The sequence below is a fragment of the Microbacterium sp. str. 'China' genome, assembly GCF_002993305.1.
GTDB classification, from domain to species: domain Bacteria; phylum Actinomycetota; class Actinomycetes; order Actinomycetales; family Microbacteriaceae; genus Microbacterium; species Microbacterium paraoxydans.
The window spans coordinates 2,997,748-3,011,776 of the sequence record NZ_CP027434.1; the positions used below are offsets into that span (position 1 = coordinate 2,997,748).

15 protein-coding genes are annotated in these 14,029 nt (G+C 70.0%); 11 read left to right on the top strand and 4 right to left on the bottom strand.

Features of this window, described 5'->3' with window-relative positions; all coding sequences use genetic code 11:
* Positions 1 to 41 precede the first annotated feature (41 nt).
* Positions 42 to 2,573, bottom strand: a complete 2,532-nt coding sequence (locus C6C15_RS14630) for an ATP-dependent Clp protease ATP-binding subunit (RefSeq protein WP_025105479.1) — start codon at positions 2,571 to 2,573, stop codon at positions 42 to 44.
* A 175-nt stretch (positions 2,574 to 2,748) separates the two neighbouring features.
* On the opposite strand from C6C15_RS14630, the gene C6C15_RS14635 reads away from it, so the two are divergent.
* From C6C15_RS14635 to C6C15_RS14660, 6 genes are all read left to right on the top strand, one after another.
* Entirely contained in the window at positions 2,749 to 3,372 is a 624-nt protein-coding gene (locus C6C15_RS14635) for a hypothetical protein (RefSeq protein WP_105950461.1), read from the top strand.
* Positions 3,372 to 4,004, top strand: coding sequence for a hypothetical protein (locus C6C15_RS14640; RefSeq protein WP_060922491.1), 633 nt, complete (start codon positions 3,372 to 3,374; stop codon positions 4,002 to 4,004). The genes C6C15_RS14635 and C6C15_RS14640 overlap by 1 nt, the downstream gene beginning before the upstream one ends.
* Positions 4,004 to 4,756 (top strand): hypothetical protein, encoded by a 753-nt coding sequence (locus tag C6C15_RS14645; RefSeq protein WP_060922490.1) that lies wholly within the window; start codon positions 4,004 to 4,006, stop codon positions 4,754 to 4,756. Before C6C15_RS14640 ends, C6C15_RS14645 begins: the two co-directional genes overlap by 1 nt.
* Positions 4,753 to 4,989 carry a helix-turn-helix domain-containing protein gene (locus C6C15_RS14650; protein WP_060922489.1) on the top strand — a complete coding sequence of 79 codons (237 nt, stop codon included), beginning with the start codon at positions 4,753 to 4,755 and terminating at the stop codon, positions 4,987 to 4,989. Before C6C15_RS14645 ends, C6C15_RS14650 begins: the two co-directional genes overlap by 4 nt.
* Before the next feature lie 162 nt (positions 4,990 to 5,151).
* Positions 5,152 to 5,493: a hypothetical protein gene (locus tag C6C15_RS14655; RefSeq protein ID WP_025105474.1), complete on the top strand. Its 342-nt coding sequence runs from the start codon at positions 5,152 to 5,154 to the stop codon at positions 5,491 to 5,493.
* Positions 5,494 to 5,635: 142 nt separating this feature from the next.
* The gene (locus tag C6C15_RS14660; protein ID WP_174521436.1) at positions 5,636 to 7,057 is read left to right on the top strand and encodes a dicarboxylate/amino acid:cation symporter; all 1,422 of its coding nucleotides are present in this window, start codon (positions 5,636 to 5,638) and stop codon (positions 7,055 to 7,057) included.
* Between the two features lie 170 nt (positions 7,058 to 7,227).
* Here C6C15_RS14660 and C6C15_RS14665 read toward each other — a convergent pair whose 3' ends face one another.
* Together C6C15_RS14665 and C6C15_RS14670 are read right to left on the bottom strand one after the other, a co-directional pair.
* Complete coding sequence (locus tag C6C15_RS14665) at positions 7,228 to 8,958, bottom strand: cation:proton antiporter (RefSeq protein ID WP_060922488.1); 1,731 nt, start codon at positions 8,956 to 8,958, stop codon at positions 7,228 to 7,230.
* 45 nt (positions 8,959 to 9,003) lie between these two features.
* The gene (locus C6C15_RS14670) at positions 9,004 to 9,312 is read right to left on the bottom strand and encodes a MerR family transcriptional regulator (protein WP_105950462.1); all 309 of its coding nucleotides are present in this window, start codon (positions 9,310 to 9,312) and stop codon (positions 9,004 to 9,006) included.
* 129 nt (positions 9,313 to 9,441) lie between these two features.
* Between C6C15_RS14670 and C6C15_RS14675 the strand changes: the two genes are divergently transcribed.
* From C6C15_RS14675 to C6C15_RS14695, 5 genes are all read left to right on the top strand, one after another.
* Entirely contained in the window at positions 9,442 to 9,864 is a 423-nt protein-coding gene (locus C6C15_RS14675) for an Hsp20/alpha crystallin family protein (RefSeq protein ID WP_060922486.1), read from the top strand.
* Between the two features lie 67 nt (positions 9,865 to 9,931).
* Entirely contained in the window at positions 9,932 to 10,159 is a 228-nt protein-coding gene (locus C6C15_RS14680) for a DUF2795 domain-containing protein (RefSeq protein WP_060922485.1), read from the top strand.
* A 36-nt stretch (positions 10,160 to 10,195) separates the two neighbouring features.
* A complete protein-coding gene (locus C6C15_RS14685) occupies positions 10,196 to 11,233 on the top strand; it encodes an LLM class flavin-dependent oxidoreductase (protein ID WP_060922484.1) in 1,038 nt (345 codons plus the stop codon).
* Between the two features lie 370 nt (positions 11,234 to 11,603).
* On the top strand, positions 11,604 to 12,539 hold the full coding sequence (locus tag C6C15_RS14690; protein WP_105950463.1) for a hypothetical protein: 936 nt from the start codon (positions 11,604 to 11,606) through the stop codon (positions 12,537 to 12,539).
* A gap of 100 nt (positions 12,540 to 12,639) precedes the next feature.
* Complete coding sequence (locus C6C15_RS14695; RefSeq protein WP_105950464.1) at positions 12,640 to 12,846, top strand: methyltransferase; 207 nt, start codon at positions 12,640 to 12,642, stop codon at positions 12,844 to 12,846.
* Between the two features lie 167 nt (positions 12,847 to 13,013).
* On the opposite strand, the gene pheA is transcribed toward C6C15_RS14695, so the two are convergent.
* Positions 13,014 to 13,997: a prephenate dehydratase gene (gene pheA, locus C6C15_RS14700; RefSeq protein ID WP_060923520.1), complete on the bottom strand. Its 984-nt coding sequence runs from the start codon at positions 13,995 to 13,997 to the stop codon at positions 13,014 to 13,016.
* Positions 13,998 to 14,029 lie beyond the last annotated feature (32 nt).

Sequence of the window (14,029 nt, forward strand, 5' to 3'; positions counted from 1 at the left end):
GATGCTGTCGCATCCGCCCCTTCGGGTGATCGTGTCGAGGATCAGTCGTTGCCGGTGATCGCCAGGTCGGGCGTGCCGGAGATCGCGCCGCCGCCGGTGTTGACGCCGACCGCGACCTTCTCGCCGCGCGGGCCGTGCTCGAACAGGAACTCCCCGTCCTTCGCGTCGACCTTCACGTGGTCACCCGAGTCGAGCTCGCCGTGCAGGATCTTCTCCGACAGACGGTCCTCGATCTCGTGCTGCATCGCGCGACGCAGCGGACGAGCACCCAGGGCCGGGTCGAAGCCGATCTCGATCAGGCGCTCCTTGGCGGACTGCGACAGCTCGATCGTCATGTCGCGGTCGAGCAGACGCTCGCCGAGGCGCTTCGTGAACAGGTCCACGATCTGCACCAGCTCGTCCTTGCTCAGCTGCGGGAAGACGATGATGTCGTCGACGCGGTTGAGGAACTCGGGCTTGAAGTGCCGCTTGAGCTCCTCGTTGACCTTGCCCTTCATCCGCTCGTAGCTCGTGGCGTTGTTGCCCTCGATCTGGAAGCCGACGGGGCCGCCGGCGATGTCGCGCGCACCGAGGTTCGTGGTCATGATGATGACCGTGTTCTTGAAGTCCACGATCCGACCCTGACCGTCGGTGAGGCGACCCTCTTCCAGGATCTGCAGCAGCGAGTTGAAGATGTCCGGGTGCGCCTTCTCGATCTCGTCGAAGAGGACCACGCTGAACGGCTTGCGCCGCACCTTCTCGGTGAGCTGGCCGCCCTCTTCGAAGCCGACGAACCCAGGAGGGGCACCGAACAGCCGCGAGACGGTGTGCTTCTCGCCGAACTCGCTCATGTCGAGCGAGATGAGCGCGGCCTCGTCATCGAAGAGGAACTCCGCGAGCGCCTTGGCCAGCTCCGTCTTTCCGACGCCCGTGGGGCCGGCGAAGATGAACGAGCCCGAGGGACGCTTCGGGTCCTTGAGGCCGGCACGCTGACGACGGATGGTCTTGGAGAGCGCCGCGATGGCCTCCTCCTGACCGATGACGCGCTGGTGCAGCGCCTTCTCCATGAAGACGAGTCGGCTGGACTCCTCCTCCGTCAGCTTGAAGACGGGGATGCCGGTCGCCTGGGCGAGCACCTCGGCGATCAGGCCCTCGTCGACGACCGCCTGGGTCGCGACGTCGCCCGCACGCCACTGCTTCTCGAGACGCAGACGCTCGGCGAGGAGGCTCTTCTCCTCATCGCGCAGGGAGGCGGCCTTCTCGAAGTCCTGCTCCTCGGAGGCGATCTCCTTCTGCTCGCGCACGGCGGCGATCTTCTCGTCGAACTCGCGCAGCTCGGGCGGGCTGGACAGGATCGACAGACGCAGACGTGCGCCGGCCTCGTCGATCAGGTCGATGGCCTTGTCCGGGAGGAAGCGGTCGGAGACGTAGCGGTCGGCGAGGTTCGCCGCGGCCACGATCGCGCCGTCGGTGATCTGCACCTTGTGGTGCGCCTCGTAGCGGTCGCGCAGCCCCTTGAGGATGTTGATCGCGTGCGGCAGCGTCGGCTCGTTCACCTGCACCGGCTGGAAGCGGCGCTCGAGCGCGGCATCCTTCTCGAAGTGCTTGCGGTACTCGTCGAGCGTGGTGGCACCGATCGTCTGGAGCTCACCGCGGGCGAGCAGCGGCTTGAGGATGCTGGCCGCGTCGATCGCGCCCTCGGCGGCACCCGCACCCACGAGGGTGTGGATCTCGTCGATGAAGACGATGATGTCGCCGCGCGTGCGGATCTCCTTGGTGACCTTCTTCAGGCGCTCCTCGAAGTCACCGCGGTAGCGGGAACCGGCGATGAGCGAGCCGAGGTCGAGCGAGTAGAGCTGCTTGTCCTTCAGCGTCTCGGGCACATCGCCCTTGACGATCGCCTGGGCGAGGCCCTCGACCACGGCGGTCTTGCCGACGCCGGGCTCGCCGATGAGGACGGGGTTGTTCTTGGAGCGACGGGAGAGGATCTGCATGACCCGCTCCGCCTCCTTCTCGCGCCCGATCACCGGGTCGAGCTTGTTGTCGCGCGCGGCCTGCGTGAGGTTGCGACCGAACTGGTCGAGCACCTGCGAGCCGCCCTGCGCACCCGAAGGGGTGTCGTTGGACTGCGCGCCGACGGACGCGGGCTCGCGTCCCGGAGCGCCGGAGAGCAGCTGGATGACCTGCTGGCGCACCTTGTTGAGGTCGGCGCCCAGCTTGACGAGCACCTGAGCGGCCACGCCCTCACCCTCGCGGATGAGGCCGAGGAGGATGTGCTCGGTGCCGATGTAGTTGTGACCGAGCTGCAGGGCCTCGCGGAGGCTCAGCTCGAGCACCTTCTTGGCGCGCGGCGTGAACGGGATGTGGCCGGTCGGCTGCTGCTGACCCTGGCCGATGATGTCCTGCACCTGCTCGCGCACGGCGTCGAGGGAGATGCCGAGCGACTCCAGCGCCTTGGCTGCGACGCCCTCGCCCTCGTGGATGAGGCCGAGCAGGATGTGCTCGGTGCCGATGTAGTTGTGGTTGAGCATCTTCGCCTCTTCTTGGGCGAGGACGACCACTCGACGGGCTCGGTCCGTGAATCTCTCGAACATGTTGACTCCTTATTCGCACGGGGCGAAGACGCATGAAGCGCTTGTACATCGAGAGTAACGACCAGAAATGGCGGGTATGCCCGTGTTCGCCGTGGGCATAGCGAGGCCTTGACGGGTTTATCGACAGTCGTTATGTTAACGAAAGTCGATAAACCCCGACTCTCAGGAGGAGCTCATGCTCGCCACGGAAAGACGCCCTTCGCTCGCCGACGGCATCGCGCTCGGGCTCATCGCCACCGGCGCCGTCAGCGTCGGGATCGGCGCCATCGTCGCCGTCGCCCAGGCCGCCGGTGCGCTGTTCTCTCCCTCGCCCACGGTCGCGATGCCGGTGCACGACGTCGACCTCTCCGCCCTCGACGGCGTGGCGGGGATCGAGGGCGCCGCCGTCGACTCCGCCCTCGTCACCTTCACCGCGCCGCCCACCGGCGCTCGCTGGCTGCTGCTGCTGGAGACGGCGCTCCCCGCGCTCGCCACGGTCGCGCTGTGCGCCGTGGTCTGGTGGCTGGGCGTGTCCCTCATCCGCTCCCGGCCGTTCCGCGCCTCCCTCGGGTGGATGTTCGCCGTCGCCGCCTGCCTGCTGATGGCGGGCACGCTGTTCGGGCAGCTCGCCGGTGGCATCGGCCGGGCCGAGATCGTGAAGGATCTGGCCGCGACCGACCCCGCGGTCGAGGACGTGCTGTGGACGCTGCTCGTGCAGTTCGACCTCGCACCGGTCGGGTGGGCCTTCGCGTTGGCCCTCGTGGCGGGCGTGTTCACGATCGGCCGCCGCCTGCAGCGTGACACGGAGGGGCTGGTCTGATGGCCGCCACCACCACCCGCTCCGAGCGGGCCGACGCGATCACCGTCATCCTCTATGCGGCGGCGGCGCTCGTGACCGTCGGCATCGCGACGGTGCTCCGCGTGGGCAGCACCTTCCGCGACGACGGGATCGCGTGGTCGCTCCCCATCGACGAGCAGCCGATCTCGGCGACCACCGACTCCGGGCAGATCTCGATCGAGGGCATCGCGCAGGAGGCGATGGTCTTCGCGACGGGGGTGAACGGCGTGTCGATCGCCGCCATCGTCGCTGCCATCGCGCTGTGGGCTCTGGCCGCCGTCGCCGTCATCGGCGCGGTCACGCTCGTCGCCTGGAACTTCCTCCGCGGACGGTTCTTCGTGGCGGGCAATGCGCGCGCCTTCGACGTGATCGGCTGGACACTGGTGCTCGCGCCGATGGCGATCGTGATGCTCGAGACGATGGGACGCAACGGCGTGACCGCGGCGCTCGGCCTCGGCGACGGGGAACCCGTGCACCCGATCGAGTTCTGGGCGATCGCGCCGATCTTCGCCACCGGGGTCACCGTCGGCCTCATCGCCGTCGCCTTCCGTCGCGGCATCCGGCTGCAACAGGAGAAGGTCGTGCTGGAGAAGGAGACGGAGGGACTGGTCTGATGATCTCGTTCGGTTCGGAGGCCGTCTGGCCGTCTCTGCTCAACATCGGGATCGCGCTCGCGGTCTGTGCGGCCGTCGTCGCCCTCGTCGTCTGGAACAGCCGCCGCCGTGGCAGCCGCACAGTCGCCCTCGACGCGGCGCTCACGTTGTCCGGGTGGTGGATCACGCTCTCCGCGCTGGGGGCGGTGTCGTTCATCATCAAGGCGTTCGCGGTGGACTGGGCGGAGCTGCACGGCCGGACGATCGTCTTCCTCGACTGGCCCTCGAACCTCCCGTGCTCGGAGTACGGCGACAGCACGACGACCATGCTCACCTGCAGCGGCACGGAGCTGTCGGACTTCACGGTGGGCAACGCCTCGCTCGGGCTGCGCCTCCTCGCCGCGGCCGCGCAGCTCAGCACCCTCGCGCTCACGACGATCCCCGCGGTGATCCTCGCACTCATCTGCTTCCACACCCTCCGCGGCCGCGCGTTCTCCCGCACGGTGACCCGCGCCCTCGTCGGGGGTGCGATCGCGTTCGCGGTGCTGGGCGTACTCTCCGATCTCCTGAGCGGCATCGCCGCCACCATCGGGCTGCGGGAGGCCCTGCCGGCGGACAGCACCTGGTACCCGCACACCTACTGGCTCACCGTCACGCCGCTGCCGTTCGCCGCGGCGCTCGGCCTCCTCGCCCTCGCCGCGGTCTTCCGTCAGGGCATGCGCGTGGAGCAGGAGCGGGCCGCCCTGGAGCGCGAGACGGAGGGGCTGGTGTGAGCCCGGCGGAGAGCGACGACGAGTTCACCGGCATCCACTGCCGTCTGGACGAGCTGCTGGCCGCCCGCGGGATGACGCTGACGGAGCTGAGCGCCGCCGTCGGCGTCAGCATCGTGAACCTGTCCGTGCTGAAGAACGACCGCGCCCGCGCGATCCGCTACTCCACGCTGCGGGCCATCTGCGAGGCGCTCGACTGCGAGGTCGGCGACCTCCTCGTCCTCGCCGATCGCTGACCCCTGTCGACCCACCCCCTTCCGCGCGCCCCGGCCCCTTACGGACGCACGCAGGGGGCCGGAGCGCACGGAAGGGGGTGGCTCGGCGGGAGGGCGAGCATGGTCACGCACGGGAATGCAAGCCCCTTCTATGAGTCGGCTGTGAGTGGGTACCGTCGCCTCATGATCAGCACCCGCATCCCCTCGCGTCGCGGCCTCCGCCTCCTGGCGATCGTCCCGGCCGCTGCCCTCGCCTTCTCCCTCGCCGCCTGCGCGGGAGAGAGCCGCCCCTCGGTCGACGAGGTCGCCGACGGCATCCAGAAGGTCTTCGAGGGCACCCCGCAGGAGGAGGCCATGACCGACGACGCCGCCACCTGCCTGGCTGAAGCCCTGGTCGACTCCGACCTCAGCGACGAGACGCTCGGCTACATCGCCGACGGCGAGGACAAGCAGCGGGACGAGGCCGACAAGGCCCTCACGACCCAGATCATCCAGGACAACCTCCAGGACTGCGTCACGCCCTGAGGGCGGCACGCAGCGAAGGGTGACGGCCTGGGAGGGCGGCCGTCATCCTTCGTCATATCCGCCCAGGGAATTCTCAGGCTCTCCTAGCGTTGAGCCTCATGGCGTGCACCCGGCGCGCCGCGATTCTGGAGTCCCCACCTCAATGAGCACCACCGCACGCGCCCAGAAGGCGCCAGACACCCGCGGGCCGGTCCGGAAGCTGCTGACCTCGTTCGGCTTCCAGATCATCGCCGCCCTCGTCCTCGGCATCGCCGCCGGTCTGATCGGCCGCCAGCTCGGCGCCACGGCCGAGAACCCGACCGCCCTGTCGGCCACCCTCGACACGATCGGCAGCTCCTACGTGACGCTGCTCCGCGCGGCCGTCGTCCCGCTGATCTTCACCGCGATCGTCGCGAGCATCTCGAACCTCCGTCGCGTGCAGAACGCCGCCCGCCTCGCCGGGCAGACGATCCTCTGGTTCGCGATCACCGCCTTCATCGCGGTCATCATCGGCATCGTCCTCGGCCTCGTGATCCAGCCGGGCAGCCGCGCCGGCGAGGGCCTGGAGCCGGGCGAGCCGTACACCGTCGGCACCTGGTGGAACTTCCTCCTCGGCCTCATCCCGCAGAACTTCCTCGGCCTGACCGTCAGCACCTCCCCCGGAGCCACCGAGGGCGCGTTCACCTCGAGCGTCGGCTTCAACATCCTGCAGGTCATCGTGGTCGCGGCCGTCGTCGGCATCGCGGCACTCAAGGCCGGCAAGAAGGCGGAGCCGTTCCTCGTCTTCACCGAGTCCCTGCTCAAGGTCATCCAGCGCGTGCTGTGGTGGATCATCCGCATCGCCCCGCTCGGCACGTTCGGCCTCATCGGCTCCGCCGTCATCAAGTACGGCTGGGAGAAGCTGGCGTCGCTCGGCTGGTTCGCGGCCGCGGTCTACATCGGCCTCGCGCTCGTGCTGTTCGTCGTGTACCCGATCCTGGTGCGCACGCACGGCCTCTCCATCAAGCAGTACTTCTCGGGTGTGTGGCCGGCGGTGCAGCTCGCCTTCGTGAGCCGCTCCTCCATCGGCACGCTCCCCCTCACGGAGCGCGTGACCGAGCGCAACCTCGGTGTGCCCCGCTCCTACGCCTCGTTCGCCGTGCCGCTGGGCGCGACGACGAAGATGGACGGCTGCGCAGCGATCTACCCGGCCATCGCCGCGATCTTCGTCGCGCAGTTCTTCGGCATCGAGCTGAACTTCGTGCAGTACCTGCTGATCGTGATCGTCTCGGTCGTCGGTTCCGCCGCCACCGCGGGCACCACGGGCGCGGTCGTCATGCTCACGCTGACGCTGTCCACCCTGGGGCTTCCGCTCGAGGGCGTCGGTCTGCTGCTCGCGATCGACCCGATCCTCGACATGGGCCGCACGGCCGTGAACGTCGCCGGTCAGGCGCTCGTCCCCGCGATCGTCGCGAAGCGTGAAGGCATCCTGAACGAGGAGCTCTACAACGCACCTCGCGAGGGCCTGCCCTTCGCCGACGACTCCGGCGACGACACCCCCGAGGCCGACGCCGCCTCCACCCCGGAGCCCGCCGGGGCACGCTGACCCGGTCTCCTCACGAGCGCCCCACTTCCTTCATCCAGGAGGTGGGGCGCTCTGCGTGTCCCCCTTCCCCTCCCCCGCCGACCCACCCCTTTGCGCGCGTCCCGGCCCTTTACGCACGGCCGGAACGGGGTGGGTCGACCGGAAGGGGGTGGGTCAACAGGAAGGAGGGATCAGTTGCGGCTCAGGGGGCGGGTCGCGCCGCGGGTGTCGAGTGCCAGTTCCTCGGCGTCCATGGCGGCCAGCAGCTCCCGCATGACCTCCTCGTCGAGCTCCCCGGCGTCCCGCTCCGCGACGAGGATCTCCCGCCGCACCTGCAGCCATCCCTTGGTCAGCGCGACGAGGTCGTCATAGGAGGGGCGGGCGACGGTGTCCTCGACCTGCTGTGCGTCGTCGGTGTCCTTCTCCACCCGGGTCATGCGCTTGGTGAAGGCATCGAACATGCCGAGGTCGACCTCGCCGTGCTTCTGCTCCCACTCCCGGCGCTTCTCGGCGAGGTACGCCTTGCCGGCCTCGCGGCTCTTGGCCTTGACCATCTCCAGCGCCGCGACGTCCTCCTCGTGCTCCTCGTCCCCCGCGATCTCCAGACGGCGGATGAGCAGCGGCAGTGTGAGCCCCTGCAGCAGGAGCGTGCCCACCGTGACGATGAAGGCGACGACGACGATGGCGTGCGCGGCCTCGGTGTCGAGCCCGGCCAGATCCGCGGCGGCCACCGCGATTGCCAGGGTCACCACGCCACGCATACCCGCCCAGGAGATGACGGCGTTGTCCTTCCACGTGAGCTGCAGGCCCGCCATGCGCTCCCGGACGATCTGCGTCCGCAGCTCATCCGTGCTCTGATCACGCCACCGCCGGGACCGCCGGCGACGTTCGTCGAACTCCCCGGATGCGATGCCGCGATCCATGCGGGCGAGCCGGCGACGGTCCTGGAAGTTCGACCACGCGCTGATCGGGTAGATGTAGAGCGGCCGCACGACGAGCACCACGAGCAGCACGGCGCCGGAGAGCAGGAGGATGTGCCCCACCGACTCGCTGCCGAGATCGCTGAGCACCCGCGGGAACTGGAGGCCGATGTAGGCGAACACGAAGCTCTCCAGCAGCAGGTCGGCCGACAGCCACAGCGGCGCCTCCTGCTGCCGGGTCGTGTAGTCGGTGCGCGGGGCGTTGAAGCCGACGAACAGCCCCATGGCCACGACCGCGAGGACGCCGGAGCCGAGCAGGTGCTCCGCGATGTTGTACGCGCCGAACGGGGCGAGCAGACCGAAGGTGCCGATCACCACCGGGTCACCGATGCGCATGCGGAGCTGATGCAGGACGATCCCGAAGACGAGCCCGATGCCCACCCCCACACCGACGGCCAGGAGGAACTGCCCGATGCCATCCCAGATCGACACCGTCGCCCCGGCGAGGATGGCGGCGAACACCCGGTAGAGCGTGAGCGAGGTCGCGTCGTTGATGAGGCTCTCCCCGGACAGCACCGTCATGATGCGGCGGGGCAGACCGAGACGACGGCCGATCGCCGCCGCCGACACCGCATCCGGCGGGGCGACGATGGCTCCGAGCAGCAACGCGCCGGGCAGCGTGAGCGACGGCAGGATCCACCAGGCCACGAGTCCGACGGCGAACGCGGTGAGCAGCACCAGCCAGATCCCGAGACGGCGGATCTGCGGCAGGCTGCGCTTGAACCCGACGAATGACACGTCGAGGGCAGCGGAATACAGCAGCGGAGGCAGCACGAGCCCGAGCAGCAGGTGCCCGTCGATCTCCAGCTCCGGCACGAACGGCAGGAACGAGGCGGCGAGCGCCACGACGGTCACGAGCAGCGGGGCCGGCCACCCCCGCGACCGCGCGACGGCCGCCACGGCGACAGCTCCGACGAGGACGTAGAAGATCCCGGCTTCCATGCGGAAAGCGTAGCGGCGTCGTCGGCGCCCCCTGTCCGCCGGGCGTCAGTCGCGGGCGGAGCGCACGCGCTCCGGCGCCTCCGCATCGAGAGCCTCCCGGAGGCCCGCGTTCTCATCCTGCAGGTCGAGGACCCGCGCGATCCCGGCGATGTTGATGCCGTCGCCGCGGAGCTCGGCCGCGCGGCGCAGGCGGGTGATGTCGTCGTCGCTGTACCGGCGCGTGCCGCCGTCGCTCCGGGCCGGCGCGAGGAGGCCCTTGCTCTCGAAGAGCCGGATCGTCGCCTCGGGCAGGTCGACGAGCTGCGCGGCCACGGCGATGCCGTAGAGCGGGGTGCGCGAGTAGCGTGCGGTCATGAATGTCCTCGTCTCCGGATCGGGGTTGCGAAGATTCCTGCGCGTGTTCTATAACAAATCTATACCTCAGGTGCAGATAATCTGCACAACACCTCAGCCCTTGCAGGGCCGCACGAAAGGAGACACCTCATGGCACTGACCTTCGATCCCTTCAGCCAGCTCGACCGCTTCGCCGCGAGCGTCCTGGACTCCGTGCGCGCGCCCCGGTCGATGCCGGTGGACCTGTACCGCGACGGGGACCGCTACATCCTGCACGCCGACCTCCCCGGCGCCGACCCCGGCTCCATCGACGTCGACCTGGACGGCGGGCAGCTCACGATCCGCGCCCAGCGCACGGCCGACACCCGCGAAGGCGTGCGGTGGCTCGCCCGCGAGCGCGGCGCCGGATCGTTCCTGCGCCAGTTCTCGCTCGGCGACGGAGTGGACCTCGACAACATCAGCGCCTCGTACGAGAGCGGTGTCCTGTCGGTCGTGATCCCCGTCAGCGAACGGGCGAAGCCGCGCAAGATCACTGTCGAGTCCGGCGAACAGCGCCAGGCGATCGACGCCTGATCACCCCGGGGCGGTGCTGCGGCACCGCCCCGGCCGCTCTCCTCTCTTCTCACGGAAAGGACGAACCATGGCACTCTCCTCGACCCTCGACCGGTTCCTCGCCGACATGGAGTACCCGGCGACCCGCGACGACCTCCTGCGCGAAGCCGCGCGGGAGGGGCTGCCGACGGACGACCGCGCGGCGCTGTACGACCTGCCGGAGCAGAGCTTCAGCGCCGCCTGGCTCATCCGCTACCGTCTCGCCAGGAACGCGCTCGCGGACGCGCTCGCCCCCGCCTCGCGCCTCGCCGCGTAGGGAATGCCGGAGCGGCCGCCGAGGTTGCATCCGGAGATGAACGACGTCGCCCTCTCCGTCCTCGACCTCGTGCCGGTCCGCTCCGGCCAGACCAGTGCCGAGGCCATCACCGCCTCCCTCTCCCTCGCCGCGACCGCCGACCGGCTCGGCTATCGCCGGTACTGGTTCGCCGAGCACCACAACATGCCCGCGGTCGCATCGACCACGCCTCCGGTCCTCATCGCGGCCGCCGCCACGCGCACGTCGCGCATCCGCCTCGGCTCCGGCGGCGTGATGCTGCCGAACCACGCGCCGCTGATCGTGGCCGAGCAGTTCGCCGCCCTCGAGGCCATCGCCCCCGGCCGCATCGACCTGGGCCTCGGCCGCGCGCCGGGCAGCGACCCCGTGATCACCCAGCTCCTCCGCGGGTCAGGGACGACGAGCGACGTGGAGCAGTTCCCCCGCCACGTGCAGGACATCGCGGCGCTCTTCACCACCGACGGCGCCACGGTGCGCTTCACCTCCGGCGGGGAGTACACCGTGCGGGCGACCCCCGCCGCGACCGGGGTGCCCGAGGTGTGGCTGCTGGGGTCGAGCGACTACTCCGCGCAGCTCGCCGCCTCCCTCGGCCTGCCGTACGTGTTCGCGAACCACTTCTCCGGACAGGGCCTGGAACGCGCCCTCGACCTCTACCGCACGAACTACCGTCCGAGCGAGGAGCACCCGGAGCCGCGGACCTTCCTCACCGTGAACGCCGTCGCCGCCCCGACGGCGGAGGAGGCCGAGGCCCGCGCCCTGCCGCAGCTGCGGATGATGGCGCGACTCCGACTCAACCAGCCGCTCGTCGCGCTGGAGACCGTCGAGCAGGCCCTCGCCGCGGAGCACGACGCCGCGACCGATCAGGTGGTCGAGGCCGCGCGGTCGCGGTGGTTCGTCGGCACCGGGGAGTCCGTCGCCGCCGAGGTGCGCTCGTTCGCGTCGACCTACGGGGTGGACGAGGTCATGCTCTCCCCCGTCGCCGGTGCCTACGACGCGGAGCCGAAGGACTCGGCCGCGGGACGCGCTCAGACGCTGGAGCTCGTCGCGGGCGCGTGACCCGGCGCGAGCGCGGGCGCGTGCACGTTCCGTCGCGGGCGCGTGCCGTCGCGGGCGCGTGCGCGTTCCGTGGCGGGATCACTAACGCTCCCCCACGCGACCCGGGCGGCACGTTTCTGATCCCGCGTCCGATCGGTCACTTGGTGCGGGAGCGATAACGGTCCCCGGCGCGCCTCCCGCAGCACCTTTCTGATCCCGCCGGCATGCGGGACGGAAAACGTGCCTTCGGCCACGATTGAAGGGCAACTTCTGATCCGGCGCGAGAGCAGGCCCTCCGCCACAATCGCGGGTGCGCTCGAGTTGTCCACAAGAGCCGGGCGGAGGACGATCATCCGTCGGGACGCCGATCGTGCACGGACAGCATGGACGGATGCGACACCGTGTGCCCCTCCCGACCGACCTCGGCCCTCATTTCGCCGTCCGTGACGCCGCTGCCATCGGAGTCGGGCGGAAGAGGTACTCCAGCCGAGACCTCGCGCGGCCGTTCGCCGGGGTGCGGTCCGCGATTGAGCCCGCCACGTTCGACGATCAAGTCGCCGCGTACCTTCCGCGCCTCCGTGATGGCCAGGCGTTCGCCGGACGCACGGCCCTCCGGCTGTGGGGGCTTCCCGCGCCCGTCCGATGGGCCCCCGATGAGCCCCTCGACGTCGCCGTGCACACCGGGACCTCGCCGCCCCGGACGATCGGCGTCCGCGGGCGCCGCATCGCCCCGGGGAGGGCAGACACATGGCGCGTCCACGGAGTGCCGACGGTCGATCCGGTCAGTGCGCTGTTCCTCTGCGCGCGGGAGTTCGTATCCGTGCCGATGGTCGTCGCGCTCGATGCCCTGCTCACCTCGTCCGACGCCTATCCGGGACTGCGGACGGGTCGGCCCGTCGCCACCACCGAGAGCATCGACCGACAGCTGACGCGATGGGGGCGGTTCCCCGGGTGCGGTCGCATACGCGATGCGCTGCCTCTCGCGCGCCCGGGCGTCGAATCGCCGAAAGAGACCGAGACGCGTCTGCTCCTCCGCAGCTTCGGCCTCCCGGAGCCCGCGATCCAGCACGTCGTCTCCGTGGACGGCCGCTTCCTCGCCCGGGTCGACCTCGCCTACCCCGAATGCCGCATCGCCATCGAGTACGAGGGCGATGGCCATCGGACGGACCGTGATCAATGGCGGATCGACATTCGGCGTCAGCGCGACCTCGAAGATCACGGATGGCTCGTGATCCGCGTCACCGAGCTCGATCTGCGCGACGGTGGCGCCGCCCTCGCCGCCCGTGTGCATCGCGCACTCACGGTTCGCCACGGCATCCGGGGATGAGGCGTGCTCACGGGTGGGCGTTCGGTCCTCTCCGCGATGAGGGGGCTGGCTCCGGATGTCAGGGAGGCGTAGCCTCGGCGGCAGAGAGAGGGGTTCGACGATGAGCACCAAGACACTCGCACTCTGGGTCGCGTACGGGACGAACGGTGTGGTGGGAAGCATCCGCCACGACGAGAGCGGCTATGTGGTGACCATGGCGGGAGCCGACGCGGCGGCCGGGACTTATCCCAGCCTCGCCTCCGCGAAGGGCGCGCTGCACGCCAGGATGCTGCCGGGCAGCGCCTGGCCGCGGTTCCAGGAGCACTGACCCGCTCCTCGTCGTGCGGGATCGAAACAGTGCCTCCCGAGCCGGTACGAGGTGCACTTCTGATCCCGCGAGACCTGCTGCGGTGGGAGATCGCGGCGGCGGGGCGCGCGTGCGGCGAACGTGCGTTATCGATCCCGCCAACCGGGAGGCACGCGCGTGCGGGCGGGTCAGGACTCGGGTTCGCCGGAGAGGATGCCGCGGAGCCAGTCGCGGGCCTCGATGAAGACCTCGTCGGAGTAGCGGTCGGGATACTGCACGATCTGCCGGTCGGCGCGCGGGTACGACCCGAGGAACACCACGCGGGGGCTGAAGCGGCGGATCCCGAGCAGGGCGTCGGCCATCCGCTCGTGCTCGATGTGACCGTCCGCGTCGATCACGAACCGGTACCGGCCGAGTTCGTCGCCGATGGGCCGGGACTCGATGAGAGAGAGGTTGATGCCGCGCGTCGAGAACTGCTCCAGCATCTCGAGGAGCGAACCAGGGTGGTCGTGCGGGAGCTCGACGATCAGCGAGGTCTTGTCGGCACCGGTCGGCGCAGGCGAACGCGTGGTGCGGGTGACGAGGACGAACCGGGTCACGGCCGCCGCGTTGTCGCCGATGCCCTCGGCGAGCACGTCCACGTCGTAGTGCTGCACGATGCCGGGAGCGGCGATCGCGGCCTGTGCGGGCGAGGTGCCGTCGAGGACGCCGATTGCCGACGCCACGTTGCTCGCCGCCGGCACATGTGAGTGGGTCGGGAGGTGTTCGCCGAGCCAGCCGTGGCACTGCGCGTAGGCGACGGGGTGCGCGGCGATGACCTCGACCTGGTCGAGAGTGGTGCCGCGCGGCGCGACGAGGACGAAGTTCACCCGCACCAGGTACTCGCCGATGATCCGGAGCCCCGGCAGCGTCGCCAGTGCGTCCTGGGTGGTGGAGACCCCGCCCTCGATGGAGTTCTCGATCGCGATCATGGCTGCGTCGCTGCGTCCTTCGAGGACGTCCGCGAGCGCCTCGCCCACGTTGTGCACCGGTCGCCAGTCCTGCCCCCTGGCTTCGGCCACCTGGTCGAGCGCCGCCTCCGTGAACGTTCCGGCCGGTCCGAGGTAGCTGTAGGTGCGGCGTGCAGTCACGGCGTTCAGCCTATCCCTCGGTGACTCATCGCGATCCCGCATGTCAAGGCGGATGCGAGCATCCGCCTCACGAG

Excerpts from the sequence above, each read along its gene's own strand:
- C6C15_RS14695 (WP_105950464.1), top strand. The coding sequence starts at position 12,640 with ATGAGCACCAAGACACTCGCACTCTGGGTCGCGTACGGGACGAACGGT.
- C6C15_RS14630 (WP_025105479.1), bottom strand. The coding sequence starts at position 2,573 with ATGTTCGAGAGATTCACGGACCGAGCCCGTCGAGTGGTCGTCCTCGCC.
- C6C15_RS14670 (WP_105950462.1), bottom strand. The coding sequence starts at position 9,312 with ATGACCGCACGCTACTCGCGCACCCCGCTCTACGGCATCGCCGTGGCC.
- C6C15_RS14680 (WP_060922485.1), top strand. The coding sequence starts at position 9,932 with ATGGCACTCTCCTCGACCCTCGACCGGTTCCTCGCCGACATGGAGTAC.
- C6C15_RS14685 (WP_060922484.1), top strand. The coding sequence starts at position 10,196 with ATGAACGACGTCGCCCTCTCCGTCCTCGACCTCGTGCCGGTCCGCTCC.
- C6C15_RS14690 (WP_105950463.1), top strand. The coding sequence starts at position 11,604 with ATGCGACACCGTGTGCCCCTCCCGACCGACCTCGGCCCTCATTTCGCC.
- C6C15_RS14645 (WP_060922490.1), top strand. The coding sequence starts at position 4,004 with ATGATCTCGTTCGGTTCGGAGGCCGTCTGGCCGTCTCTGCTCAACATC.
- C6C15_RS14640 (WP_060922491.1), top strand. The coding sequence starts at position 3,372 with ATGGCCGCCACCACCACCCGCTCCGAGCGGGCCGACGCGATCACCGTC.
- C6C15_RS14675 (WP_060922486.1), top strand. The coding sequence starts at position 9,442 with ATGGCACTGACCTTCGATCCCTTCAGCCAGCTCGACCGCTTCGCCGCG.
- C6C15_RS14655 (WP_025105474.1), top strand. The coding sequence starts at position 5,152 with ATGATCAGCACCCGCATCCCCTCGCGTCGCGGCCTCCGCCTCCTGGCG.
- C6C15_RS14635 (WP_105950461.1), top strand. The coding sequence starts at position 2,749 with ATGCTCGCCACGGAAAGACGCCCTTCGCTCGCCGACGGCATCGCGCTC.
- C6C15_RS14665 (WP_060922488.1), bottom strand. The coding sequence starts at position 8,958 with ATGGAAGCCGGGATCTTCTACGTCCTCGTCGGAGCTGTCGCCGTGGCG.
- pheA (WP_060923520.1), bottom strand. The coding sequence starts at position 13,997 with ATGCGGGATCGCGATGAGTCACCGAGGGATAGGCTGAACGCCGTGACT.
- C6C15_RS14660 (WP_174521436.1), top strand. The coding sequence starts at position 5,636 with ATGAGCACCACCGCACGCGCCCAGAAGGCGCCAGACACCCGCGGGCCG.